We start from the raw sequence: 22,066 nt of genomic DNA, 5'->3' as shown, positions 1-22,066 counted from the left end.
TTTCGCCCTGCGCGCAGCGAAGGATCATCGCCAGGAGTCTCAAAGTGCTCTCGTGCAGGCGGTGATGAGGTCCTTCGCTGCGCTCAGGACGACAAAGACTTGGACGTCGCCATAAAGGTTGGCGCTTCGATCCGGGAAGGTGACGCTCTAGATGTGAGCGCTAAACAAGGGCCCTGCGAGTCTCGGCAAGCCGGGCCTTGGCGTCGTCGCGCAGCAGGACGGTGGTGCGATGCATGAGGCGACGCTGCGGCAGGGCATAGTCGCCGATCGCCAGGTGTTGCGTCGCGTAGTTGTCCCAGATGACGAGATCGCCCGGCCGCCATTTGTGGCGATAGGCGAACTCCGGCTTGATCAGATGGGTGAACAGCTCGTCGAGCAGCGCGCGGCCTTCTGCGTCCGGCAGCTCGTTGATCGTCGTCGTGTAGGACGGATTGACGTAGATCGCTTTGCGGCCGGTGATGGGATGCGCCAGCACGACCGGCTGGTTGACCGGCGGCACCTCGGCTTCCTGCTCCTTGGTGAGGTCGGGGCGGTTGGAGCCCTGGGCCTGCTTCAGCTTGTAGTAATGGATGAAGGAATGCGGGGCGGTGAGCTGCGCCAGCGCCGCCTTCTTCTCCTCGGGCAACGCGTCGTAGGCGGCCGCGGCGCTCAGGAACACCGTGTCGCCGAAGGTGCGGTCGCCCTCGGGTGCGGGGATCTCGCGGCCGAGCAGCAGCGAGCAGCGGCACGGCGTTTCGACGTAGGACGTGTCGGCGTGCCAGATCTGACCCGCGTCGCCGATCCCCGTCGCCCGGCCGTTCTCCTTGATGTTCGACAGCACCAGGAGCTCGGGATGCTCGTTGGAGAGGTACGGCTTCAGGACATGGCTCTGCAGCATGCCGAAGCGTCGGCTGAGCGCCACGTGATCGTTCTCGTCCAGCGTCTGGCCGCGGAACAGCAGCAGCGAATGCCGGTCGAACGTCTTCTCGATCCTCGCGAAGGTCTCGCTGTCCAGCGGGGTCGACAAGTCGATGCCCGCCACCTCGGCACCGAAGCTTGGGTTGAGCGGGCGCAGATCGAGCCGCATGTCGTTCCTCCCGACAAGATCGCCGCCTTTGGCGGTCGTGATCCGAGAGGCTAACACCCGGGAAACACGCGCCTGAATATCGTTGGCTTATAGCAGCATGCGGATTCAGCCTGACGGTGGGCCGAACCGGACTCAAGCCGTGCTCTCGAGAAGCGCATCGTAGCCGCGCTCATTGAACTGCAGGAGACAGAAGCCATGGCCGAATGGATCGGCGAGCATGGCGATCCGTCCATAGGATGTGTCCTTCGCTGGCGCCTCCAGCTTCGCGCCGGCGCCAACCGCCCGCTCGACGGCCGCGTCGACGTCGTCGACGACGATGTCGGCATGGACCGGTGTCCAGTGCCTCTCGTAGCGCCGACGATCACCGCCGGCACCGATGGTGCCGGCTTGCTTGGTCAGCAGGTAGACCTTCGCCGGCCATCCCAGCAGCTCGACGAAGTCGGTTCCAAAACGACGGCCGACCTGGAGGCCGAACGCCGTCGCATAGAAGCGCACACCGCTCTCGACATCGGGCACGTCGATATTGAGCAACAGGGTCATCGCTATTCCTCTCGAACAGGGGATCGCCGGAATCGGCCGGCATTCGCTGGACCGCAAGGCTGCCACGGGCGCAGGGCATGGGCTCGCGGTTTTCGGACGCGGTCGCTTCCAGGCGTCCCGCCGCGGAGTTGAATGTCGTTGTCTTATAGCAGCATGCGAATTCGATCTGGTCAGCTCGATTCTCCGCCAGCCGGCCCACACCTATGGTTCACGGTCAGAAGGCCTTCGCTGAAAGGTCCGGCAATGGGAGGAATGAATGACTCGATTCGTGCGTGGCTTGGCCTTGTTCGTTGTCGCTGCTGTCGTCCTTGCGATCGCGTGGCTGGGGCATTCGGCACCCGTTCATGCAGCGTGGCCGGACAAGCCGGTCAGGATCGTCGTGCCGTGGTCGGCAGGCGCCATCACGGACGCATTGGGACGCCTGCTGGCGCAGGAATATTCCAAGGCGCTCGGCCAGCAGTTCGTGGTCGAGAATCGGCCCGGCGCGGCAGGCAACATCGGCGCCGAGGCAGTCGCCAATGCCAGGCCGGACGGATACACGCTGCTGCTGACCAATCCCGGCGCGTTCGTCACCAATCACTTTCTCTACAAGACCATGCCGTTCGCGCCGAACGACTTCGACGTGATCGTCGTCGTCGCGAAATTCCCGAATGCCCTGATCGTCAACAAGGACGTTCCGGCCAACTCGGTGAAGGAGCTGATCGACTACGCCAAGGCCAATCCCGGCAAGCTCAACGGGGCGTCGGCCGGAATCGGCACCTCGGGGCACCTCTCGCTCGAGCTGCTGAAGAACATGGCCAAGGTCGATATCGTCCATGTTCCCTATCAGGGCGCGGCGCCGGCCCGGTTCGACCTGGCGGCGGGACGCGTCCAGCTCGTGGTCGACAACATCCCGAGCTACGTGGCGTCGGTCACCGATGGGTCGGCAAAGCTGCTTGGCGTGGGGACCCGCGAGCGACTGGAGGACTTCCCCAACGTGCCGACGATCGAGGAAGCCGGAGGCCTGCCGGGGTTCCAGGCCATCGTTTGGTACGCATTGGCCGCCCCCAAGGGAACCCCCGTCGAGATCCTCGACACGCTGAATCGCGTCACCAACGAGGTGATGGCGCGGCCCGACTTCCTCAAGCAGCTGAAGAACCTGCACGCCATCCCGGTAGGTGGCAGCCGGACCGACGCCACGAATTTCATCAAGGACGAGACCGCCCGCTGGAAGGCCGTCATCACGGCCGCGGGTGTCCAGGCCCAGTGACAAAGCTCAGGGAATTCCATGGCACGAACCGCCCTCGCGTCGCTCGTCGATCGCCTGACTACATCGGGGGCGTCGCCGAGGAGAAGGCGGTGGCGCAGGCCGATCTGATCGTCCTGCCCAACACCTCCCCAGCAGAGCTGGGGAGGAGAATGATCATGCCGCCGGAGCCGCGCAGGACTCGCGCAGGACGAGATCGACGGGCAGCAGAGCCCGCGATTGCGCATCGCCGACATCGCCGCTCAGTCGCTGCAGCAGCAACTCGGCGGCAGCGCGCCCGACATCGTCGAGGCTCCAGCGCAGCGCCGTGATCGGTGGCGTGTAGGCGGCGGCGAGATCGGTGTCGCCGACCGACAGCACGGAGAGATCGCGCGGAACGGACAGGCCAAGGTCACGGGCAGCGCGCAGCACGCCCGCGAGGATGCGCGTGCCGAGGGCGATGATCGCCGTCGGTCGCGCCTCGCTGCACAACAGGGCCAGCGTGTCGGCTTGCGCGAAATCCATCGGTGATTTCTGGATGCAGAGCTGGGCGTTCTGGGAGTCGAGGCCTGCTTCGGCGAAAGCCTCGCGAAACCCCGCGATGCGCTCGCGACTGGGCCGCATGCGTGCGTCTGCCGTAAGGAGAGCGATGCGCCGATGACCCAACCCGGTAAGGTAGCGGGTCGCCGCCTTGGCTCCGGCGCGATGATCGACCATCACGGCCGGCCAACGCGCGTCGTTGCCTTCGTACAGCGGATCGCGGTCGAGGATGACGACCGGCGTGCCCGCAGCGGCGATCTCGCGCCACACCTCGGCATTGGCGCTACTGCCGGGCGCGACCAGCATCCCGTCCATGCGACGTCCCCTGAATTGGGCTGCGGCGGCGCGCTCGCGTGCCGGGTCGTTTGCCGTGCCGGCGACGACCAGCAAATGGCCGGCCTCGCGCAGGCGCGCCTCCGCCGCCTTGACGATCGTCGCGTTGAGCGGATTGGCGACATCAGAGACCAGGCAGCCCACCATGCCGGTGGTGCGCGTGCGCAGGCCGCGCGCCAGGAAATCGGGCTGATAGCCCAGCCGGTCGGCCGCTTCGGCGACGTCGCGAGCGACGCGGGCACTGACGTTCTTGCCGCCGTTGAGCGCCCGCGATACCGAGCTCAGCGAAACGCCGGCCGCACGGGCAACGTCTCGGATCGTCACGACACTCATCCTGGAAACGTTTTCCTCTTCATTTGACCGCAACTATTGACTCCGATCATCCGGCCGGCAAGTCTCCTGGAAACGATTGCAAAGTCGTTGCTATCGAAAGGCTTGGGAGGAAACAATGATCAAGATCAATCGCCGCACCTTCGCGGCGGGCAGTGCCGCGCTCGCGCTCGCGCCGCGCGTGGCGGGTGCCCAGAACAAGAAGCTGCTACGCTTCGTGCAGAATGGCAATCTGACGATCCTCGATCCGATCTGGACGACCGCCTACGTCACCCGTGACCACGGGTACATGATCTACGACACGCTGTTCGCGACCGATGAGAAGGGCGCAATACAGCCGCAGATGGTCGACAAGTACGAGGTCTCGCCCGACAAGACGCTGTGGACCTTCACCCTGCGCGACGGACTGGAATGGCACGACGGCCAGCCGGTCACGGCCGAGGATTGCGTCGTCTCGCTCAAGCGCTGGCAGGCGCGCGACGCGATGGGGCAGAAGCTGATGGAATTCGTCGCCGCACTGACGCCGGTCGATGCGAAAACCTTCACTCTGAAGCTCAAGGAGCCGTACGGCCTGGTGCTCGATACGCTGGGCAAGCCATCGTCCACTGTGCCCTTCATGATGCCCAAGCGGATCGCCAGCACCGACCCGTTCAAGCAGATCGACAGCCAAGTCGGCTCGGGGCCGTTCATCTACGTCAACGCCGAGTCCAAGCCCGGCGAGAAGCACGTCTATGTCAGGAACCCGAAGTATAAGCCGCGGTCCGAGCCTGCCTCGGCCTTGGCCGGCGGCAAGGTCGCCAAGGTCGACCGGGTCGAGTTCGTCGACATGCCCGATCCGACGCAGCAGGTGAATGCGCTGATCGCGGGCGAGATCGACATGATCGAGAATGTCCCGCACGACCTTCTGCCCCTGCTCAAGGCCGACAAGAGTGTGCAGACGGTCAATTGGAACCCGCTCGGACAGCAATTCTGCATCCGCTTCAACCATTTGACCAAGCCGTTCGACAATCTCAAGGTCCGCCAGGCAGCACTGCTGTGCATGCGCCAGGAAGATTACCTCAAGGCGACGGTGGGCGAGCAACAATACTACAAGGTCTGCACTGCCGCTTTCGTCTGCGGAACACCGAACGGCGTCGAGATCCAGGGCGACCTGCTGACCAAGCCGAACTTCGAGAAGTCGAAGGCGCTTCTGAAGGAGGCCGGCTACGACGGCACGCCAGCCGTGCTGATGCAGTCCACCACCTTGCCGGTGCTGACCAATACGGCGCCCGTCACCAAGTCACTGCTCGAGCAGGGCGGCTTCAAGGTCGACATGCAGTCGATGGACTGGCAGACGGTGGTGACGCGCCGAACCAAGAAGGACCCTGCCGACAAGGGCGGCTGGAGCGTGTTTCATACCTATGCCATCGCCGCCGACATCCTGAACCCGATCTCGGCCAACTGGATGGTCGCCGATCCTGAAAAGGCATGGTTCGGTTGGCCCAACGACCCGGAAATGGAGAAGCTGCGCGATTCCTACGCGCGGGAGACCGATCCGGCCAAGTCCAAGGCGCTGGCCGCGGCGGTGCAGAATCGGGCGCTCGATCAGGCGCAGTATGGCTGGCTCGGCATGTGGTATGGGCCGGGCGCGGCACGCGCCAACGTGGTCGGCTGGCTGAAGGCTCCGGTGACAGTGTTGTGGAACATCGAGAAGACCTGAGGTTGCCGGCATGACTTCGGTGAAGGCGATCGGGGGCGGCGTGCGCGCCCCCGATGGGACAAGGCTTGCCGTCTACGAATGGGGCAATCCCGCCGGGCCGGAAGTCGTTCTCATCCACGGCTTTGCGCAGTCTCATCTTTGCTTCATGCCGCAGATTCGCAGCGCGCTCGCCGCGCGCTACCGGATCGTCGCCTTCGATCAACGTGGGCATGGCGCCTCCGAGCAGCCGACAGATCCGGCGGCCTACCAGGGCAGTCGGGCGTGGGCCGATGACATTGCCGCTGTGCTGGAGGCAAAGCGGCTGAAACGTCCCGTCCTCGCCGGGTGGTCGATGGGTGGTCGGGTGATCCGGCAGTATCTGATGGTCCACGGCGATGCCCGGCTCGCCGGCATCAACTTCGTTGCCTCGCAGGTGATCGAGGATCCGAGTTGCCGCGGGCCTGGGGCGCCGAAACGGCCACCGGATGGCCAGACGCTCGAAGAGGAAATCGAGGCGGCGATCGAGTTCGCCGATGGCTGCTACCGCCGGAAGCCTACGGCGGCCGCGTTCTTGCGCGTGGTGGCTTACAACATGCGCGTGCCCGCCGCGGTGCGCCGCGCGATCGGCGGCTGGTCGACCGAGGCCGCGCCGACGATCGTCGCGCTGAACAAGGTGCGCGTGCCGGTCCTGATCACGCACGGCCGCAACGACGACGTGGTGCTGCCGGGCGCCGTCGACATAACCGCAAAGGCGATCCCGCACGCCCGGCAATCATGGTTCGACGATTGCGGTCATTCACCGTTCGCCGAGCATCCTGAGCGGTTCAACCGTGAGCTGATGGCGTTCGTCGAATCCTGCCAGAACGTGTGACGGGCGGACCTCTCTCATTCTCCTCCCCAGCGAAGCTGGGGAGGTGTCGGCGTAATCGCCGACGGAGGGGTCATAGACCCCAGTCCCGCTGCTCATGACCCCTCCGTCTCGGATTACCGAGACACCTCCCCAGCGAAGCTGGGGAGGAGAATGAGAAGATCGCAGCGAGAGACTTTTCCACTTGTCGACAGGCAACCGACAATCCGCTTGCTGTCGTCGAGTTCCGTCCGCCATCATCGCCGGCATGCGCGCGCTGATCTGTCGTCAATGGGGCAAGGTGGACGAGCTGTCGCTCGGAGACGCACCGATGCCCGTGCCCGGACCCGACGAGGTCCTGATCAAGGTCGCGGCGACAGCGGTCAACTATGCCGATTCGATCATGGTCGCCGGGCGTTACCAGACCAAGCCCGAGCTGCCGTTCAGCCCGGGGCTGGAGACCGCCGGAACCGTGACGGCGTGCGGTGCCGACGTGAAAGGCCTCGCGGCGGGTGACAAGGTGATGGCGATCCTGGCCTACGGCGGCCTCGCCGAGTACACCGTCGCGCCGGCCGCCGAAACCTGGCGCATTCCACCCGGCATGAGCTTCGCCGAGGCCGGCGCGTTTCCCATCGCCTACATCTCGAGTGACGTGGCCATCCGCTGGCAGGGACGCCTCGAGGCGGGCGAGACCATGCTCGTCCTCGGCGCGGCGGGCGGCGTCGGCCTGACAGCCGTCGAGATCGGCAAGGCGATGGGCGCCCGCGTCATCGCCGCGGCGAGCACCGCGGAGAAGCTCGCGCTTGCCAAGGCGCACGGCGCCGACGACACCATCAACTATGCCGACGAGCCGCTCACCGAGCGGGTCATGGCGTTGACCGGCGGCAAGGGAGCCGACGTCTGCTTCGATCCGGTCGGCGGTCCGCTGTTCGATGCGGCGCTGTCGTCGCTCGGCTGGGGCGGGCGCATCCTGCTGATCGGCTTTGTCGGCGGCGTACCGCAGATCCCGGCCAACCGCCTGCTGGTCAAGCATCGCTCGGCCCTGGGATCGTCGCTGCGCTATTTCCGCTGGAACGCGCCGGACAAGCTCAAGCGCTCCGTCGACGCGTTGTTCCGCTGGTACGGCGAGGGCAAGCTCAAGCCCTGCATCAGCCATCGTCTGCCGCTCGAGCGCACGGTCGAGGCCCTGCACCTGCTGACCGAGCGGCGCGCGCACGGCAAGGTCGTGATCGAGCTGGAGGCCCCGTGATGGAGATCCGCCTCACCCGGCACGGCCGGCATATCGCCATCCTGACCATCGACAACCAGCCGCGTCTCAACGCCATGACGCGCCAGATGCTGGCCGAGCTGGGGCGCCTGTGGGACGAGCTCGAGCGCGACGACTGCCGCTGCATCATCTTGACCGGTGCCGGCGAGCGGGCGTTCACGGTCGGCGCCGACGTCAGCGGCGATCTTTCCGCCGGGCCGGAGATGGCAAAGGTCGTCAGCCATGCCCTGCTGAAGAACGATTCCTATCCCAAGCCGATCATCGCTGCGGTGAACGGCGACTGCATCGGCGGCGGCGTCGAGCTGATGCTGGCGACCGACATCCGCGCCGCCACGCCCAAGGCGCGCTTCGGCCTGACCGAGGTGAAGTGGTCGATCTATCCGTTCGGCGGCTCGACCATCAAGCTGATGCAGCAGATCGGCTACGTCCACGCCATGGACCTGCTGCTGACGGCGCGGCTGATCGATGCCGAGCGGGCGGCCGGGCTCGGGCTGGTCAACCGCGTGGTGCCGGCGGACAAGCTCATGGAGTGGGCACTCGCCACGGCCGAGATGATCGCGGCCAACAGCCCCTCGGCGGTGCAGGCTGTGAAGCGGCAGGTGAGCGCCACCATCGCCGACCATGCGCAGACGCGCGAGGCGCTGGAGCAGCAGCTCGGCGACGCCGTGCGCGCCAGCCCGGATTTCGCCGAGGGCGTCGCGGCGTTCCGCGAGAAGCGCCAGCCGCGCTACAAGTGAGCCTTCGGCAGGCCATGGCCAGCGCGCGACCGAGCAGCCGGACCCTGGGCGAGCTGGTCGACGCGTTGGCGGCCGGCACGCCTGCGGGCCCTGCCGTCGTGTTCGCCGACGAGCGCCTCGACTACGCCACCCTGAAGCGCCGGGTCGACGAGTTCGCGCGCGCCTTGCTGTCGAGCGGTGTGCACCATGGCGATCGCGTGGCGCTCGTCGTCTCCAACCGCATCGAATGGATCGTGGCGGCGCTGGCAAGCGCCAAGATCGGCGCGATCGTCGCTGCCATCAGCACCTTCTCGACGCCGCGCGAGCTCGTCTGGTCGCTCGAGCATTGCGGCGCCTCGACGCTGATCATGCTGTCGGGGTTCCGCGGCCGCCGCTTTCTCGAGCCGCTCGTCGCGCTCTGCCCCGAGCTCGAGCAGGGGACGGCGGGCGCTCTCGACAGCGCGAAGCTGCCGGCGCTGCGCACCGTCGTCGTGCTGGATGGTCCGGTGCCGGCCGCGGCCCTCACGCCGTCGGCGTTCCTGGCCCGCGCGACGGCAGTCGATGCGGCGCAGCTGGCGGCGGCGCAGGCCGCCGTGGCGCCGGGCGATCTCTGCTACATCCTCTACACGTCGGGCTCGACGGCGGCGCCCAAGGGCGTGACGCTGGCCCACGGGCCGTTGATCGACAATGGCTTCGAGATCGGCGAGCGCATGCATCTCCAAGCCACCGACCGCCTGTGGCTTGCCGTGCCCCTGTTCTGGTCGTTCGGCTCGGCCAACGCCCTGCCGGCGATCATGACCCATGGCGGTTGTGCTGTGCTCCAGGAGAGCTTCGAGCCGGGCGAGACGTTGGCCCTGATCGAGCGCGAGCGTTGCAGCGTCTACTACGGCATGGTCAACATGGCGCGCGCCCTGCTGGAGCATCCCGCCCATCCCGGGCGTCGCCTCGGCGCCATGCGCACCGGGCTCACCATCGGCCCGCCCGAGGACATCGCGCTGACGATGCGCGCGCTCGGTGCCGACAAGCTGTGCAATGTCTACGGATCGACCGAGACCTATGGCAATTGCGCCGTCACCGACGCGGAGGAGCCGCTGCAGATGCGCCTCGAGCGCCAGGGCCTGCCCTTGCCCGGCATGACGATCCGCGCCGTCGACCCGGTGACGCGACAGGCCTTGCCGCAAGGCGAGGTCGGCGAGCTGGCGGTGCGGGGCCGCATCACGCCGGGCTATTACCAGGCGCCGGAAGCCAACGCCGAAGCCATCGACCGCGACGGCTTCTTCCTGACCGGCGATCTCGGCTCGATCGAGGCGGACGGACGTGTCCGATTCCGCGGACGCCTCAAGGAGATGATCAAGACGGGCGGTGTCAATGTCGCGCCGCTCGAGGTCGAGCACGTGCTGATGCAGCATCCCGATGTGGTGCAAGCGTACGTCGTGGGCGTGCCGGACCCAGCGAAGGGAGAAGCCGTCGCCGCGGCGATCGAGCTGCGCGACGGGGCGACGAACGACACCGCCGCGGTCGTCACCTTCTGTCGTGAGCGGCTGGCAAGCTACAAGGTTCCGTCGCGTCTGGTCGTCCGGGCCGCAGCGGAGTTCCCGCGCACGGCGACCGGGAAGATCCACAAGCCGGGTCTGCGACAGGAGTTGGCAAGCGCAGTCAATGAGCGATCAGCAGAAGACAAAGGTCCCTCGCTGCGCTCGGGATGACACCAATATTGTCATCCCGAGCGCAGCGAGGGACCTTTGCTTCTGGCAGACCGCGTCGAAATGTGCGGAACTGCGCACAACCGAGGGAGCCACCTATGACCTTCATGCCGAATTCGCCGGAAGCCCGAGACATCGCCTCGTACATCCATCCGCAGACCAACCCGCGCACGCACCAGGAGACCGGGCCCAGCATCATCGCCAAGGGCGACGGGATCTGGGTCGAGGACAGCGAAGGCAAGCGTGCGCTCGATGCCTCGGCCGGCCTGTGGTGCGCCTCGCTGGGCTTCGCCGCCAACGAGCGGCTGGCGCGCGTCGCGTACGACCAGATGCGGCGGCTGGGCTACTACCAGACCTATCGCAGCGTCTCGAACGATTCGACGATCGACCTCGCCGAGAAGCTGCTGAAGCTGGCGCCGGTGCCGATGTCCAAGGTGCTGCTGCAGTGCTCGGGATCGGAAGCCAACGATACGGCGATCAAGCTGATCTGGTACTACCACCATGCCATCGGCAAGCCCGACAAGAAGAAGATCATCGGGCGCATCCAAGGTTACCACGGCAACACGGTCGCCGCCGCCAGCCTGTCGGGCAAGCCGGACATGCATGCGAGCTTCGGCATCCCGCTGCCGATGATGCGCCACACCGAGTTCCCGCACTTCTATCGCAATCACCTCGAGGGCGAGAGCGAGGAAGGGTTCGCCACGCGCATGGCCGAGGCCCTGGAGAAGCTGATCGTCGAAGAGGGGCCGGAGACGGTCGCCGCCTTCTTTGCCGAGCCGGTGATGGGCGCCGGCGGCGCGGTCGTTCCGCCGCGCACCTACTTCCAGAAGATCCAGGCCGTTCTCAAGAAATACGACGTGCTGTTCATTGCCGACGAGGTGATTTGCGGCTTCGGCCGCACCGGCAACTGGTGGGGCAGCCAGACTTTCGACCTCAGGCCCGACATGCTGTCCTGTGCCAAGGCCTTGTCGGCCGCCTTCCAGCCGGTCTCGGCCCTGCTGGTCAACGAGAAGATCTACCAGGCCATGCTGGTCGCCAGCGACAAGCTCGGCAACTTCGCCCACGGCTACACCTACTCGGGCCATCCGGTGGCCACGGCCGTCGCCCTCGAAGCGCTCAAGATCTACGAGGAGACCGATATCGTGGGCCACGTGCGCGACGTTAGCCCCGATCTCCTGGCGGGGATCCGCAAGCTCGCTGACCATCCCATCGTCGGCCACGTCAACGGCGTCGGCCTGATCGCCGGCCTCGAGCTGGTGGCCGACAAGGCGACGCGCCGGCCGTTCCCGGCCGAGGTGCAGATCGGCGCGGTGGCCGACCGCATGGCGAAGAAGCACGGCCTCATCCTGCGCGTCATCGGCAACCGCCTGGCGCTGTCGCCGCCGCTGATCATCACCCGCGACGAGGTCGGCGAGCTGCTGCAGCGCCTTGGCCGCACACTCGACGACACGGCCGCCGAGGTCCATCGGCTGGCCGCCTGAGCGGCCATCGGGGAGATGATCCATCTCGCGTTCGACATCGGCGGCACGTTCACCGACTTCGTGCTGCACGATGAGGCGACGGAGCGCGCCTGGTTTCTCAAGGTGCCGAGCACGCCGCGTTCCCCGGAGGACGCGGTGCTGGCCGGTATCGATGCCGTCCTGCGCCAGGCCGGCCTGGCGCTGGGCGATGTCGAGACGGTGCTGCACGCCACGACGGTGGCGACCAATGCGATCATCGAGCGCAAGGGCGCCCATGTCGGCCTGATCACGACGGAAGGCTTCCGCGACATCGTGATCATCGGTCGCCAGAAGCGCTACGAGACCTACGATCTGTACATCGACAAGCCGGCGCCCCTGCTGCGGCGCCGGCACATTTACGAGGTGCGCGAGCGCACGTCGTATGCCGGGGAGGTGCTGACACCGATCGACAAGGCGTCGGTCGATGCTGCCGTCGATGCGCTGTGCACCGCCGGGCATGATGCCGTGGCGGTCTCCCTCCTGCATTCCTATGCCAATCCGGAGCACGAGCGCGTCATCCGCGACCGCATCCTGGCGCGGGCACCGAAGATCTCGGTGTCGCTGTCGTCGGAGGTGTCGCCCAAGTTTCGCGAGTACGAGCGCACCAACACGACCGTGGTCAACGCCTACATCAAGCCATTGGTCGGACGCTACGTCGAGCGTCTGCAGGCGGCGCTGGCCGCGCGCGGCTACCGGCGCGATCTCCTGATCATGCAGTCGTCGGGCGGGCTGATGACTCCGGACCTGGCGCGCAACTATCCGATCCGCATCGTCGAATCGGGCCCGGCCGCCGGCGTGCTGATGTGTGCCGCCGTTGGACGCGAGGAAGGGTTCGGCCAGGTCGTGACCTTCGACATGGGCGGCACGACGGCCAAGCTCGGTGCGGTCGACGACGGCCAGCCGGCCATTGCGCCCAGCTTCGAGGTCGATCCGATCCGCTACAAGAAGGGCAGCGGCCTGCCAATCAATGCGCCCGCCCTCGAGCTGATCGAGATCGGCGCGGGCGGCGGCAGCATCGTGCGTGCCGAGGCGGGCATGATCATCGTGGGTCCGCAAAGCGCCGGATCGGAACCGGGTCCCGCCTGCTACGGTCGCGGCGGCACCGACGCGACGGTGACGGACGCCAACGTCGTGCTGGGCTACGTCGACCCGGGATACTTCAACGGCGGCGCAATGCCGCTTGATGGCGCCGCTGCCAAGCGCGTGATCTCGCAGGCTCTGGCCGAGCCGCTCGGGATCGGAATCGGCGAGGCGGCCTGGGGCGCTCATCTCATCGCCACCAAGAGCATGGAGCATGCGATGCGCCTGGTCTCGGTAGAGCAGGGCCGCGACCCGCGCAAGTGCGTCCTCGTGGCGTTCGGCGGGGCAGGCCCGCTGCACGCTGCGCGGCTTGCCCGCCAGATCGGCATCCCGACGGTGATCGTGCCGCTCGGCGCCGGCGTCGGCTCGGCGGTCGGCCTGCTGCAGGCGGATCGACGTTTCGACGTCTCGGTCACGCGCATCCTGCGCCTCGACGACGCCGGCGATGCGACGATCGCGGCGATCTATGCCGGTCTGCAGGATCAGTCGGAGCGTGAGCTGCGCCATCTCGGTGGCGGCGACATCCGCTGGTCGCGTTACGCCTACATGCGCTATGCCGGACAGGGCTTCGAGATCCAGGTCGATCTGCCCGATGGCGATATCGGCGCCGGCTACGCCAGCCGCGCGGCGGCGGCTTTTCATGCCGCCTACGCCCGCAAGCATCGCTGGTCGGAGACGACCGCCGCGGTCGAGGCCGTGGACTGGACCCTGGTGGCGACGGTGCCGACCGCGCGACGCGGCACGCTCGGACTGGCAGGTGCCGTGGCCGGCGGCGGCGCCGGCCGGCAGTCGGTGCGTCAGGCGTGGTTCCCGGAAGCCGGCGGGTATGTCGAAACCCACGTGGTCGATCGCCAGGCCCTGGCCAATCGCGGTAGCATCCGCGGGCCGGCCATCGTCGAGGATCCGGATTGCACCGCCATTGTCCTCCCCGGTCAGACGGCGAGGATCAGCCCGGCGGGCAATCTACGGATCGAGGTCGCGTCCGAAGGAGGCGGTGCATGACGGAATCGTGCATGACTGGGGCGAAAGCGGCGATCGATCCCATCACCCTTACAGTGATCTGGAACGCTCTCATGTCGATCGCCGAGGAGCTCGGCGTCACGCTGCGCCACACCGCGTTCTCGGAAGGCGTGCGCGAGGGCGACGATTTCTCGACGGCGATCTTCGATCGCAACGCCCGGCTGGTCGCCCAGGGCAACTTCAGCCCCGGCCATCTCGGCTCGATGCCGGCGGTCGCGCGACATGCGCTCGAGTACTTTCCGCCACAGACCCTGCGACCCGGCGATTCGATCCTGCTCAACGATTCCTTTCTCGGGTCGGGCCACTTCCCCGATACGTTCCAGGTCATGCCGGTCTTCGTTGACGGCACGCTCGTCGGGCTCGTCGCCTGCTCGGCGCATCAGGTCGACATGGGCGGCGCGGCGCCCGGCTCGCAGAAGGTGCACGGCATCACCGAGGCGTTCCAGGAGGGGCTGCGCATCCTGCCGGTCCGCTTCGTGCGCGAGGGCGAGGTCCAGGAGGACATCCTGCGGCTGATCCTGGGCAACGTCAGGATGCCCGACAAGGTGCGCGGCGACCTGCTGGCGCAGCATACGGCCAACTGCACGGCGGCGGCGCGGCTGGAACAGCTTTTCCGCGACCATGGCGCGGCCATGCTCGAGCGGGCCTACGACATCTTCCTCGACCGCTCGGAGGAGACCATGCGCCAGGCCCTGGCGAAGGTGCCGCCGGGCAGATATTCGTTCGAGGATCATCTCGACGATTATGGGCCGGGCACCGATCCGATCCGCATCGCCGTCGATGTGACGTTCGACGGACAGGGCGGTGTCGAGGTCGATTTCTCGCGCTCGTCCGATGCAGTTCCGGCCGCCATCAATTCCTACATCAACTACACGCGCGCCTACGCGATCTTCGCCATCAAGGTGTTCTGCGATGCCCTGCAGCCGCAGAACGAAGGCAACATGCGGCCGATCAAGGTAACGGCGCGCGAAGGCTCGTTCTTCAATCCACGCTTCCCGGCACCGTCGGGCGGCCGCGCGGCGGTGCAGGTCCGCATCTTCGACGCCATCAATGGCGCCATCGCCCAGGCGCTGCCGAATCGGGCGATGGGCGCCTTCTCGCACTGGTGCAATCCCAACATCGGCGGCATCGACGATCGCACGGGACGCGCCTTCGTCATGTACGACCTCGGCCTGGCGGGTTACGGCGGCCGTGCCGGTCGCGACGGCGCCGAGGCGCTGAGTCCGGTGATGAACTGCTCCAACATTCCGGTCGAAGTGCACGAGACCAACAATCCCGTCCTGGTGCACCGCCTCGAGCTGCTTGCCGACACCGGCGGCGCCGGCCAGTGGCGCGGCGGCTGCGGCCTGCGCAAGGATGTCGAGCTGCTGAACTCGACGGCCACGCTGTCGCTGCTCGGCGACCGCCATCGCTTTGCGCCGTATGGGCTTGCAGGTGGCGAGTCGGGGGCGAAGGCCGAGACGATCCTCAATCCCCAGCGCAACGCCGAGCCGCTGGGCTCGAAGGAGGTTCGCGAGATCCGCAAGGGCGATGTCGTGAGCTATCGGCTGTCGGGTGCCGGCGGCTACGGTCCGGCGGGCGAACGGCGGCGCGATGCCATCGCCGAGGACATCGCCGACGGCTACGTCACGCCGGATTTCGCCAAGGCCAAGTACGGCTATCGATCGTAGCTGGAAGCCCGTGAGGCTTCGGGTGGGACATCTGGCCCTGCGAACTCCAGCAGGGTCTGCATGTGTGGTTGATCGATCGTCCCCCTGGCGTCGAGTACGGCTGTCGATCGTCGGAGTTCGTCAGTCGATCGTGTCCGCGGTTGCGTCGAGCGGTGCGGCGACGACGTCACCAGCCACCGGCACGACCTTGACGGCGGCGCTGCTCACGCGGACCGGAAAGGCAACGACGCCGCATCCACCGAGAGATGCGGCGGCAAGCACGATCAACGCCGCACTGAACAGGCGGCGGCGACCGGAGCGTGAAACGACAAACGAACGGCGCATGATTTTCCTTCCGGCTCGTGATGCCGGATAGAAACGCGTGAACCCGTCGTTCAGTTGCAGGCGGGCCGGGCGGCCAAGCGCTAGCTGTCGGCTACCTCCTTGAATCGCCTCAAGGTTTCGATCTGCTGCTCGAACGTCGTCAGGCGGTACATCGTATGGAGCATCACCATCTGGGCGCCCAGCCGCTTCCAGCCCTGGGCCGCGGCGGCCCATCGCTCGTAATCCGGCTGGTCCGTGCGGATCCACGCTTCGAGCCCGAAGGTCGCGGGATCACGGCCGAAGGCCTTCAGGTGCTCGCGCAACTGCCCCAGCTTGGCCTGGCCCTGCGCATCCGGCGCCAGGATCGGCATCCAGCCGTCGCCGATGCGCGCGCAGCGTTTGATGACGGCGTCCGACGAGCCGCCGAACCAGATCGGGATCGGGCGTTGCACCGGAACTGGCAGCTGGTTGACGTCGATCAGCTTGTGGAAGCGGCCCTCGAAGGTGACGAAATCCTCGGTCCATAATTTCCGCATCACCGTGATCTGCTCGGCCTGGCGCGCGCCGCGCGTCTTCCAATCCTCGTTGAGCGCCTCGTACTCGACGTGATTCCAGCCGACCCCGACGCCCAGCCTGAGCCGACCGCCGCTCAGGATGTCGACCTGGGCCGCCTGCTTGGCGACCAGGCCGGTCTGGCGCTGCGGCAGGATGAGCACGCCACTGCACAGCTGGATCTTCTTGGTGACGGCGGCGATGAAGGCCATCGTCGTGAAGGTCTCGTGGAACGGGTCGAATTCACTGTAGGTCGGCTTCCAGTCGCCGCGCGGGGCCGCGCCGTAGACGTGATCGGCGACCTCGATACAATGGAAGCCCATATCCTCCGCGGCTTGCGCCCAGTCCCGGATCTTCGCCGGGTCGGTGCCGATGTCACGGGTCGGAAAGTGAGCGTTGAGCAGCATCGAGATCTCCTGAGTTCGGACAACCCTACGATGTTTGCCAGGCAAGCCAAACACATCGGGAAGAGATTGTTCTCGATCGCCACGCGGCGCTAGACAGGAAGCACAGAGTCGGGAGGGCGGGCGATGACCGGACGGAACAGCAGTGACTACGCGGTGGTGTGGCCGCGCAGCGCCAAGTCGGTGGAGATCAAGCCGCTCGCCAGGCGGCTCGACACCATGGACGGCAAGACCGTGGCCTTCCTGTGGGACGACCTGTTCCGCGGCGACGAGATCTGGCCGATCCTGAAGCAGGAGCTGTCGGCCCGCTTCAGCGGCCTGAGCTTCATCGACCATGACATCTTCGGCTCGACGCACGGCGACGAGGAGCATCGTGTGCTGGCCGAGCTGCCGGGCAAGATCAAGTCGATGAAGATCGACGCGGTCGTCTCCGGCATGGGCTGTTGAGGCAGCTGCACACCCGCCGTGTTGCGGGTCAGCGCCATTGCGGAACAGGCCGGCGTGCCGACCTCCTCGCTGTGCTGCGAGGGCTTCCTCGGCCAGGCCAAGACCACCTCGGTCGGGTTGGGCTATCCCAACCTGGCACTGGCCATCGTGCCCGGCCATGTCGACGTGCAGAGCGCCGATGAGCTCAGGAACAACGTCGTCGGCACCACCGTCGACCATGTGATCAGGAACCTCACCGGCGAGATCGCGGCGGTCCAGACGACGAAGGATCCCGAGCCCGGCGACATCGTGTTCGAAGGCAGCTTCGAGGAGGTCAACCGGCTGTTCGTCGAGAACGGCTGGAGCGACGGTCTGCCGATCGTGCCGCCGACCAAGGAGAAGATCGCCGAGTTCCTGGCTTTCACCGATCTTCCGGCCGACCACGCGATCGGCAAGCTGCTGCCCGACAACCGGCTTGCCACCGTGTGGAACGTCGCCGTCAACGGCGTGATGGCGGGCTGCCGGCCAGAATACATGCCGATCCTGGTGGCGCTCGCCGAGGCGATGGCCGATCCGCAATACGGCGTCGAGCATTCCGGCAACACGCCGGGCGCCGAGACGCTGATCGTGCTGAACGGGCCACTGATCAAGCAACTGCGCTTCAACTACGAGCAGGGCGCGCTGCGCGACGGTTTCCAGGCCAACACCTCGATCGGCCGCTTCTGGCGCCTCTACCTGCGCAACGTGGCGGGCTTCCTGCCGCATCAGAACGACAAGGGCACGTTCGGCAACACCTGGCGTGTCGTGCTGGCCGAGAATGAGGACAGCCTGGCGAAGATGAAATGGCCGACGGTTGCCGTCGACATGGGAGCACCGGCCGGCGACAGCGCCGTCACCATCTCGCGCTTCACCGGCGGCAACGTCATCGTCTCGGTTTTCGGCGACAGCGCTGAGAAGGCGCTGCCCTATCTCGGCAACGCCCTGGTGACCCACACGAGCTGGGAGCTGGTGTTCACCGTCGGCATGGCGACCGGCACCTACCGGCCGCTGCTGGTGCTGAGCCCGTTGATCGCCGAGACCATCGCCAAGACGATGACCAAGGCGGAGGTGCAGGCCTGGCTGTTCGAGAACGCGCGCATGCCGGCGCACCTGTTCGAGAAATATCTGTGGGGCTGGACCAACCTGGTGCCGGGCAAGCGCTCGCTGAACGACTGGGTGCGGCTCGGCAAGCTGCCGCGCACCTTTGCCGGCAACGATCCCAACCGCCTGGTACCGGTGGTGACCAAGCCGGAGCACGTCATGATCGCCGTCTCCGGCGATCCGCTGCGCTCCAACTGCTACCTCTTCGTGCACAACGGCATGCTGGGCTTCCCGACGACCAAGACCGTGAAGCTGCCGCACGGCTGGCGCGCCAAGCTGCGCGAAGCCGAGTCGTGATGGAACCTGATACCACGGTCGCGGCATTGCGGGCGCGGCATGAGCGATGAGGCAAGCCTGTGGGTCGTGGTGCCCGCAGGCCAGCAGGCAAGTGGCGGCTGGATCGACGACACGCTGAAGCAGCGCGCCCTTGAGCAGGGCCTGGGCGCCAAGGTGCCGCTCGCCGCCGCCTTCCCGCGCCAGCGCATCGAGGTGGTTCGCGGCCCGCGCGCCGAGGAGCGGCTGCAGGAGCTGTACCTGCGCCGTGGCTGGAGCGACGGCCTGCCGCTGGTGCCGCCGACCGTGGCGCGGGTCAAGCGGGCGCTTGCGTTCACCGACCGCCCACCGACCGATTCGCTGGGCGAGGTCGAGCCGCTGAAAGGTCTCGCCACGGTCGAGAAGGTGGCCGCCAACGCGGTAATGGCGGGCTGCCGGCCCGAGTACCTGCCGGTGGTTCTGGCCGCTGTCGACTGCCTGCTCGATCCCGCCTTCAACATGCGTGGCGTGCAGACGACCGACGAGAACGTGACGCCGCTGCTGATCGTCAACGGTCCCGTCGCGCGCACGCTCGATGTCAACGGCAGCTTCGGCGCCCTTGGACCCGGCTGGCAGGCCAACGCCACGATCGGCCGCGCGCTGCGCCTGGTGATGCACAATCTCGGCGGCGGCTGGCCCGGCGCCGTGGCCTTCGCCGGCCTCGGCCAGCCCGGACGCTATACGCTCTGTCTCGCCGAGAACGAGGCGCTGAGCCCGTGGGCGCCGCTGCATGTCGAGGCCGGGCTGGCCGCCGATGCGAGCGCTGTCACGGTGACGCGCGCCGAGACGGTGGCGAACGTCACCGGCGGGCTGGCCGAGATCGCCAGCATCATGGGCACGGCGATGTCGGGCTTCGGCATCCTGTGGAACGGCAAGCCCGCCGTGCTGATCGCCCCCGCGGTCGCCGCCGACTGCGCGCGCCGCGGCATGAGCAAGGACGACGTGCGCCGTTTCCTGTGGCAGCATGGCCGCTGGCGCCGCGAGCAGTGGGAGAGAGCCTGGCTGACCGAGCGCATCGTCGCCGGTCGACGCTGGCCCGACTGGGTCGAGGAAACGGCGAAGGCGGGCGACATCCCGGTGACGCGCACGCCCGACGACATCGTGCTCGTGGTCGTCGGCGGCGACGTGCCGATCCCGCAGAACGCCTACTGCCCGTCGTGGGGCTTCCCGCCCGCCCGCATCACGCGCGAGGTGCGGTTGCCTGCGGAATGGACGGAGCTGCTCGCTGATGCGTGGGAAACAGCCACGGCGCTCGCGGGAGGGACATAAGTCCCCAGAGTGCCCTGCTGAGTTTCCTCTCGTCTCTGCCGTTGCCCCTGTGCTCTGTTTTGACCGCCAATTCCCGGATAACCCTTGAGCCTTTGCAAGCGATGGCAGTCTGGCAGGGCCCGAGGAAGCCGTCGGCAGCCGACGCACAGGCGGCAGGACGATTAACGCTTCGGGAGGTTTGCCATCTCCGCTCGGACCGCCCGGTCGATCACCGTGAACAGATAGGAATCGGGCGCGAGCGTGCAGCCACCGCGAACCAGGTAACCGATCTGAGCGCCCATCTCACTCTCGGGGATCACCACGCCGTGCTTGCGTGCGACATGCTCGGCGAGGAAGGTCGCGAGCGCTCTTCTTGCATTGGGCTGTAGCGCCTGAGCTTCGCGGCACGTGACATACGCTGCCTGGTCAAAGGCAAACGAGGTCGTCTGCGCCAGTGCAGGCCCCGAAGCCATCACCGCCAAGGAACCGCCAATCAGAATCGCGCGAAGCATGACCATCCCTCTACCTGTTGCCCGCGGCAGAGCCGACGATGGAACCCGCCGCGCCACCAATAAGACCCGCTCCAACGACCTGACCGAAGCTGCCGCCGGCTACCATGCCGATGCCTGTACCCAAGGCGGCGCCGGTCACTGCACCGCGCTGACCGGGGGTCATGTCTTCGCAACCACCCGTAAGACCCATTATCGCGAGGATCATCAGGACTTTCGACTTGAGCATCTTCTCCTCCGGTGCGGACGTGGCGCATTCTATGGCCAAGGAAGAGATATTTGATGGGCGGCGAGTCTCGGGACTGTGCCGGATGTCCCATTTTGTCGGCGCAACAGATCCTAGAAGGAGCGCAGGCAGTCGGCGAAAGTCCGAATGTCCCGCTCGACAGAAATCGTCGGCGCGCACGTCTCGCGGATTCGCACCGAGCGCCCGTCTGAAAGCTCGGCTGAAGCCCGATGCGTCGGCAAAGCAAAGCATCGCGGCAATCTTCTCGATTGGCAGGGTACTCTATCCGTCACAAAGGCTGGCAAAGCTCGCTGACAGCCGCCGGCGCGGGATGCAGTGCGCTGCGCCACCTTCTTTCTCCAACAGGCGGTAGAGCTGAGAACGCGACGTGGCGGCCTCGCGACACGCCCTGTCTGGCCGCGGATTCAGCCATGAGTTGTCTATCGGAAAGCGAAGCGATCATGAGACGTTGGGCAACTCGTCGCCGCGGAATCCCAGAACTGGTTCCGGTGTCCCAATCAGTTCGCAGCGAATTGACTTGACCAAGCACAGGACCAAATCTGTCGTGCCCACATCGACCGCGGGCAATCACACCTTAAAGGGGGAATAGACGATGAGGCTCCTTCGCACGCTGACGCTGGCAGGTTCCGTCGTGCTGCTTTCCAGCGGCGCCTTCGCTCAATCGCTGAGCGATCAGGATTACTGCCAGGAATTGAGCAGCTTGTACCGTATGTTTGCGCGCTTCCAGACGGCCAACGCAGTTGCTGCCGCGGCCATGAATGAGTGTGACAAGGGCAACTTCGCGGTCGGCATTACCAGGCTCGAGGAAATTCTGAACGGCAGAAGGATCCCGCTTCCTCCACGGAAGTGATCGGCGCGACCGGGAGCGCGGATGCGTTAGTTGTCCGCGCTCCTCGCCGTGCTGGATCTTCCCACCGGCCATACTCTCAGCTCTGCCTCGTGACTACTGGAGGATGCGCGCTCTGAGGCGGGTGTATTCCTGTTCCGAGATCGACCTCTCCGACCTCAAGCGCTCGAGCTTGGTGATCTCGTCGGTCGGGCTGAAACTTACCGCTTGGCGCAGCTCATCGTGGACCTGCCGTGCGCGCGAACGGCTGCGTTCCGCCATGCCGCTTCCTTGGGTGAGGATGTAGGCGAAGACGCCGGCATAGGGCAGCACGATGAGCAGGATCACCCAGATCACCTTGCCGAGCCCCGATACGTCCTGTCGCCGGAACAGGTCGCTCGCCGCGGTTATGAATAGCCAGAACCAGAGGATGAAGAGAAAGATCGCGAAAGCGTCAGCCAGGAAGTTGGCGAACGAGGATTCGGCGCTGAACAACATGATCTTTCTCCACCAAGTGATGTCGCCGTGCGATGACGATTGCCACTTTGGCGAGCCTGCACGGACCAAGGTGTGTCACGACAATCC

Annotated in this window: 21 protein-coding genes; 13 read left to right on the top strand and 8 right to left on the bottom strand. The window is 66.4% G+C overall.

The window, feature by feature from the left end; translation table 11 throughout:
* Positions 1-160: 160 nt before the first annotated feature.
* Together ACILR9_RS14175 and ACILR9_RS14170 are read right to left on the bottom strand one after the other, a co-directional pair.
* Complete coding sequence (locus ACILR9_RS14175) at positions 161-1,066, bottom strand: TauD/TfdA dioxygenase family protein (RefSeq protein WP_395710581.1); 906 nt, start codon at positions 1,064-1,066, stop codon at positions 161-163.
* A 132-nt stretch (positions 1,067-1,198) separates the two neighbouring features.
* On the bottom strand, positions 1,199-1,606 hold the full coding sequence (locus ACILR9_RS14170; RefSeq protein ID WP_395710580.1) for a VOC family protein: 408 nt from the start codon (positions 1,604-1,606) through the stop codon (positions 1,199-1,201).
* 256 nt (positions 1,607-1,862) lie between these two features.
* Between ACILR9_RS14170 and ACILR9_RS14165 the strand changes: the two genes are divergently transcribed.
* A complete protein-coding gene (locus ACILR9_RS14165) occupies positions 1,863-2,855 on the top strand; it encodes a Bug family tripartite tricarboxylate transporter substrate binding protein (protein ID WP_395710579.1) in 993 nt (330 codons plus the stop codon).
* A gap of 153 nt (positions 2,856-3,008) precedes the next feature.
* Here ACILR9_RS14165 and ACILR9_RS14160 read toward each other — a convergent pair whose 3' ends face one another.
* The gene (locus ACILR9_RS14160; RefSeq protein WP_395710578.1) at positions 3,009-4,028 is read right to left on the bottom strand and encodes a LacI family DNA-binding transcriptional regulator; all 1,020 of its coding nucleotides are present in this window, start codon (positions 4,026-4,028) and stop codon (positions 3,009-3,011) included.
* A 124-nt stretch (positions 4,029-4,152) separates the two neighbouring features.
* Here ACILR9_RS14160 and ACILR9_RS14155 point away from each other — a divergent pair, with 124 nt between their 5' ends.
* The 8 genes from ACILR9_RS14155 (at position 4,153) to ACILR9_RS14120 (ending at position 15,514) form a co-directional block, all read left to right on the top strand.
* A complete protein-coding gene (locus ACILR9_RS14155) occupies positions 4,153-5,733 on the top strand; it encodes an ABC transporter substrate-binding protein (RefSeq protein WP_395710577.1) in 1,581 nt (526 codons plus the stop codon).
* Positions 5,734-5,743: 10 nt separating this feature from the next.
* Positions 5,744-6,583: an alpha/beta fold hydrolase gene (locus tag ACILR9_RS14150; RefSeq protein WP_395710576.1), complete on the top strand. Its 840-nt coding sequence runs from the start codon at positions 5,744-5,746 to the stop codon at positions 6,581-6,583.
* Between the two features lie 307 nt (positions 6,584-6,890).
* Positions 6,891-7,808: an NADPH:quinone oxidoreductase family protein gene (locus ACILR9_RS14145; RefSeq protein WP_395710575.1), complete on the top strand. Its 918-nt coding sequence runs from the start codon at positions 6,891-6,893 to the stop codon at positions 7,806-7,808.
* On the top strand, positions 7,808-8,563 hold the full coding sequence (locus ACILR9_RS14140; RefSeq protein WP_395710574.1) for an enoyl-CoA hydratase/isomerase family protein: 756 nt from the start codon (positions 7,808-7,810) through the stop codon (positions 8,561-8,563). The genes ACILR9_RS14145 and ACILR9_RS14140 overlap by 1 nt, the downstream gene beginning before the upstream one ends.
* Positions 8,564-8,577: 14 nt before the next feature.
* On the top strand, positions 8,578-10,248 hold the full coding sequence (locus ACILR9_RS14135) for an AMP-binding protein (protein WP_395710573.1): 1,671 nt from the start codon (positions 8,578-8,580) through the stop codon (positions 10,246-10,248).
* A gap of 95 nt (positions 10,249-10,343) precedes the next feature.
* Positions 10,344-11,726, top strand: a complete 1,383-nt coding sequence (locus ACILR9_RS14130; protein ID WP_395710572.1) for an aminotransferase — start codon at positions 10,344-10,346, stop codon at positions 11,724-11,726.
* A gap of 15 nt (positions 11,727-11,741) precedes the next feature.
* Positions 11,742-13,826 (top strand): hydantoinase/oxoprolinase family protein, encoded by a 2,085-nt coding sequence (locus ACILR9_RS14125; protein ID WP_395710571.1) that lies wholly within the window; start codon positions 11,742-11,744, stop codon positions 13,824-13,826.
* Complete coding sequence (locus tag ACILR9_RS14120) at positions 13,823-15,514, top strand: hydantoinase B/oxoprolinase family protein (RefSeq protein WP_395710570.1); 1,692 nt, start codon at positions 13,823-13,825, stop codon at positions 15,512-15,514. Before ACILR9_RS14125 ends, ACILR9_RS14120 begins: the two co-directional genes overlap by 4 nt.
* Before the next feature lie 120 nt (positions 15,515-15,634).
* Here the strand turns inward: ACILR9_RS14120 and ACILR9_RS14115 are convergent, their stop codons facing one another.
* Both ACILR9_RS14115 and ACILR9_RS14110 read right to left on the bottom strand, forming a co-directional pair.
* A complete protein-coding gene (locus tag ACILR9_RS14115; RefSeq protein WP_395710569.1) occupies positions 15,635-15,838 on the bottom strand; it encodes a DUF6726 family protein in 204 nt (67 codons plus the stop codon).
* Positions 15,839-15,918: 80 nt separating this feature from the next.
* On the bottom strand, positions 15,919-16,776 hold the full coding sequence (locus ACILR9_RS14110) for an LLM class F420-dependent oxidoreductase (RefSeq protein WP_395710568.1): 858 nt from the start codon (positions 16,774-16,776) through the stop codon (positions 15,919-15,921).
* A 123-nt stretch (positions 16,777-16,899) separates the two neighbouring features.
* Here ACILR9_RS14110 and ACILR9_RS14105 point away from each other — a divergent pair, with 123 nt between their 5' ends.
* From ACILR9_RS14105 to ACILR9_RS14095, 3 genes are read left to right on the top strand one after another with little or no spacing between them, the layout of a single operon-like run.
* Positions 16,900-17,220: a hypothetical protein gene (locus ACILR9_RS14105; protein WP_395710567.1), complete on the top strand. Its 321-nt coding sequence runs from the start codon at positions 16,900-16,902 to the stop codon at positions 17,218-17,220.
* Positions 17,221-17,238: 18 nt separating this feature from the next.
* On the top strand, positions 17,239-18,636 hold the full coding sequence (locus ACILR9_RS14100) for a UGSC family (seleno)protein (RefSeq protein ID WP_395710566.1): 1,398 nt from the start codon (positions 17,239-17,241) through the stop codon (positions 18,634-18,636).
* 39 nt (positions 18,637-18,675) lie between these two features.
* Positions 18,676-19,920, top strand: coding sequence for a hypothetical protein (locus ACILR9_RS14095; protein WP_395710565.1), 1,245 nt, complete (start codon positions 18,676-18,678; stop codon positions 19,918-19,920).
* Positions 19,921-20,081: 161 nt separating this feature from the next.
* On the opposite strand, the gene ACILR9_RS14090 is transcribed toward ACILR9_RS14095, so the two are convergent.
* Entirely contained in the window at positions 20,082-20,411 is a 330-nt protein-coding gene (locus ACILR9_RS14090; RefSeq protein ID WP_395710564.1) for a hypothetical protein, read from the bottom strand.
* Between the two features lie 10 nt (positions 20,412-20,421).
* Entirely contained in the window at positions 20,422-20,637 is a 216-nt protein-coding gene (locus tag ACILR9_RS14085; RefSeq protein ID WP_395710563.1) for a hypothetical protein, read from the bottom strand.
* A gap of 610 nt (positions 20,638-21,247) precedes the next feature.
* On the opposite strand from ACILR9_RS14085, the gene ACILR9_RS14080 reads away from it, so the two are divergent.
* Positions 21,248-21,505, top strand: a complete 258-nt coding sequence (locus ACILR9_RS14080; protein ID WP_395710562.1) for a hypothetical protein — start codon at positions 21,248-21,250, stop codon at positions 21,503-21,505.
* Positions 21,506-21,598: 93 nt separating this feature from the next.
* Here the strand turns inward: ACILR9_RS14080 and ACILR9_RS14075 are convergent, their stop codons facing one another.
* Positions 21,599-21,979 (bottom strand): PLDc N-terminal domain-containing protein, encoded by a 381-nt coding sequence (locus tag ACILR9_RS14075; RefSeq protein ID WP_395710561.1) that lies wholly within the window; start codon positions 21,977-21,979, stop codon positions 21,599-21,601.
* Positions 21,980-22,066: the final 87 nt, after the last annotated feature.

This window comes from Reyranella sp., from assembly GCF_044224635.1.
Classification (GTDB): domain Bacteria; phylum Pseudomonadota; class Alphaproteobacteria; order Reyranellales; family Reyranellaceae; genus Reyranella.
Note: the sequence above shows the minus strand (reverse complement) of the source record. Positions and strands in the feature narration are given on the sequence as shown.

Excerpts from the sequence above, each read along its gene's own strand:
- ACILR9_RS14110 (WP_395710568.1), bottom strand. The coding sequence starts at position 16,776 with ATGCTGCTCAACGCTCACTTTCCGACCCGTGACATCGGCACCGACCCG.
- ACILR9_RS14175 (WP_395710581.1), bottom strand. The coding sequence starts at position 1,066 with ATGCGGCTCGATCTGCGCCCGCTCAACCCAAGCTTCGGTGCCGAGGTG.
- ACILR9_RS14145 (WP_395710575.1), top strand. The coding sequence starts at position 6,891 with ATGCCCGTGCCCGGACCCGACGAGGTCCTGATCAAGGTCGCGGCGACA.
- ACILR9_RS14090 (WP_395710564.1), bottom strand. The coding sequence starts at position 20,411 with ATGCTTCGCGCGATTCTGATTGGCGGTTCCTTGGCGGTGATGGCTTCG.
- ACILR9_RS14105 (WP_395710567.1), top strand. The coding sequence starts at position 16,900 with ATGACCGGACGGAACAGCAGTGACTACGCGGTGGTGTGGCCGCGCAGC.
- ACILR9_RS14095 (WP_395710565.1), top strand. The coding sequence starts at position 18,676 with ATGAGCGATGAGGCAAGCCTGTGGGTCGTGGTGCCCGCAGGCCAGCAG.
- ACILR9_RS14075 (WP_395710561.1), bottom strand. The coding sequence starts at position 21,979 with ATGTTGTTCAGCGCCGAATCCTCGTTCGCCAACTTCCTGGCTGACGCT.
- ACILR9_RS14080 (WP_395710562.1), top strand. The coding sequence starts at position 21,248 with ATGAGGCTCCTTCGCACGCTGACGCTGGCAGGTTCCGTCGTGCTGCTT.
- ACILR9_RS14115 (WP_395710569.1), bottom strand. The coding sequence starts at position 15,838 with ATGCGCCGTTCGTTTGTCGTTTCACGCTCCGGTCGCCGCCGCCTGTTC.
- ACILR9_RS14130 (WP_395710572.1), top strand. The coding sequence starts at position 10,344 with ATGACCTTCATGCCGAATTCGCCGGAAGCCCGAGACATCGCCTCGTAC.
- ACILR9_RS14165 (WP_395710579.1), top strand. The coding sequence starts at position 1,863 with ATGACTCGATTCGTGCGTGGCTTGGCCTTGTTCGTTGTCGCTGCTGTC.
- ACILR9_RS14135 (WP_395710573.1), top strand. The coding sequence starts at position 8,578 with ATGGCCAGCGCGCGACCGAGCAGCCGGACCCTGGGCGAGCTGGTCGAC.
- ACILR9_RS14140 (WP_395710574.1), top strand. The coding sequence starts at position 7,808 with ATGGAGATCCGCCTCACCCGGCACGGCCGGCATATCGCCATCCTGACC.
- ACILR9_RS14125 (WP_395710571.1), top strand. The coding sequence starts at position 11,742 with ATGATCCATCTCGCGTTCGACATCGGCGGCACGTTCACCGACTTCGTG.
- ACILR9_RS14155 (WP_395710577.1), top strand. The coding sequence starts at position 4,153 with ATGATCAAGATCAATCGCCGCACCTTCGCGGCGGGCAGTGCCGCGCTC.
- ACILR9_RS14120 (WP_395710570.1), top strand. The coding sequence starts at position 13,823 with ATGACGGAATCGTGCATGACTGGGGCGAAAGCGGCGATCGATCCCATC.
- ACILR9_RS14150 (WP_395710576.1), top strand. The coding sequence starts at position 5,744 with ATGACTTCGGTGAAGGCGATCGGGGGCGGCGTGCGCGCCCCCGATGGG.
- ACILR9_RS14085 (WP_395710563.1), bottom strand. The coding sequence starts at position 20,637 with ATGCTCAAGTCGAAAGTCCTGATGATCCTCGCGATAATGGGTCTTACG.
- ACILR9_RS14170 (WP_395710580.1), bottom strand. The coding sequence starts at position 1,606 with ATGACCCTGTTGCTCAATATCGACGTGCCCGATGTCGAGAGCGGTGTG.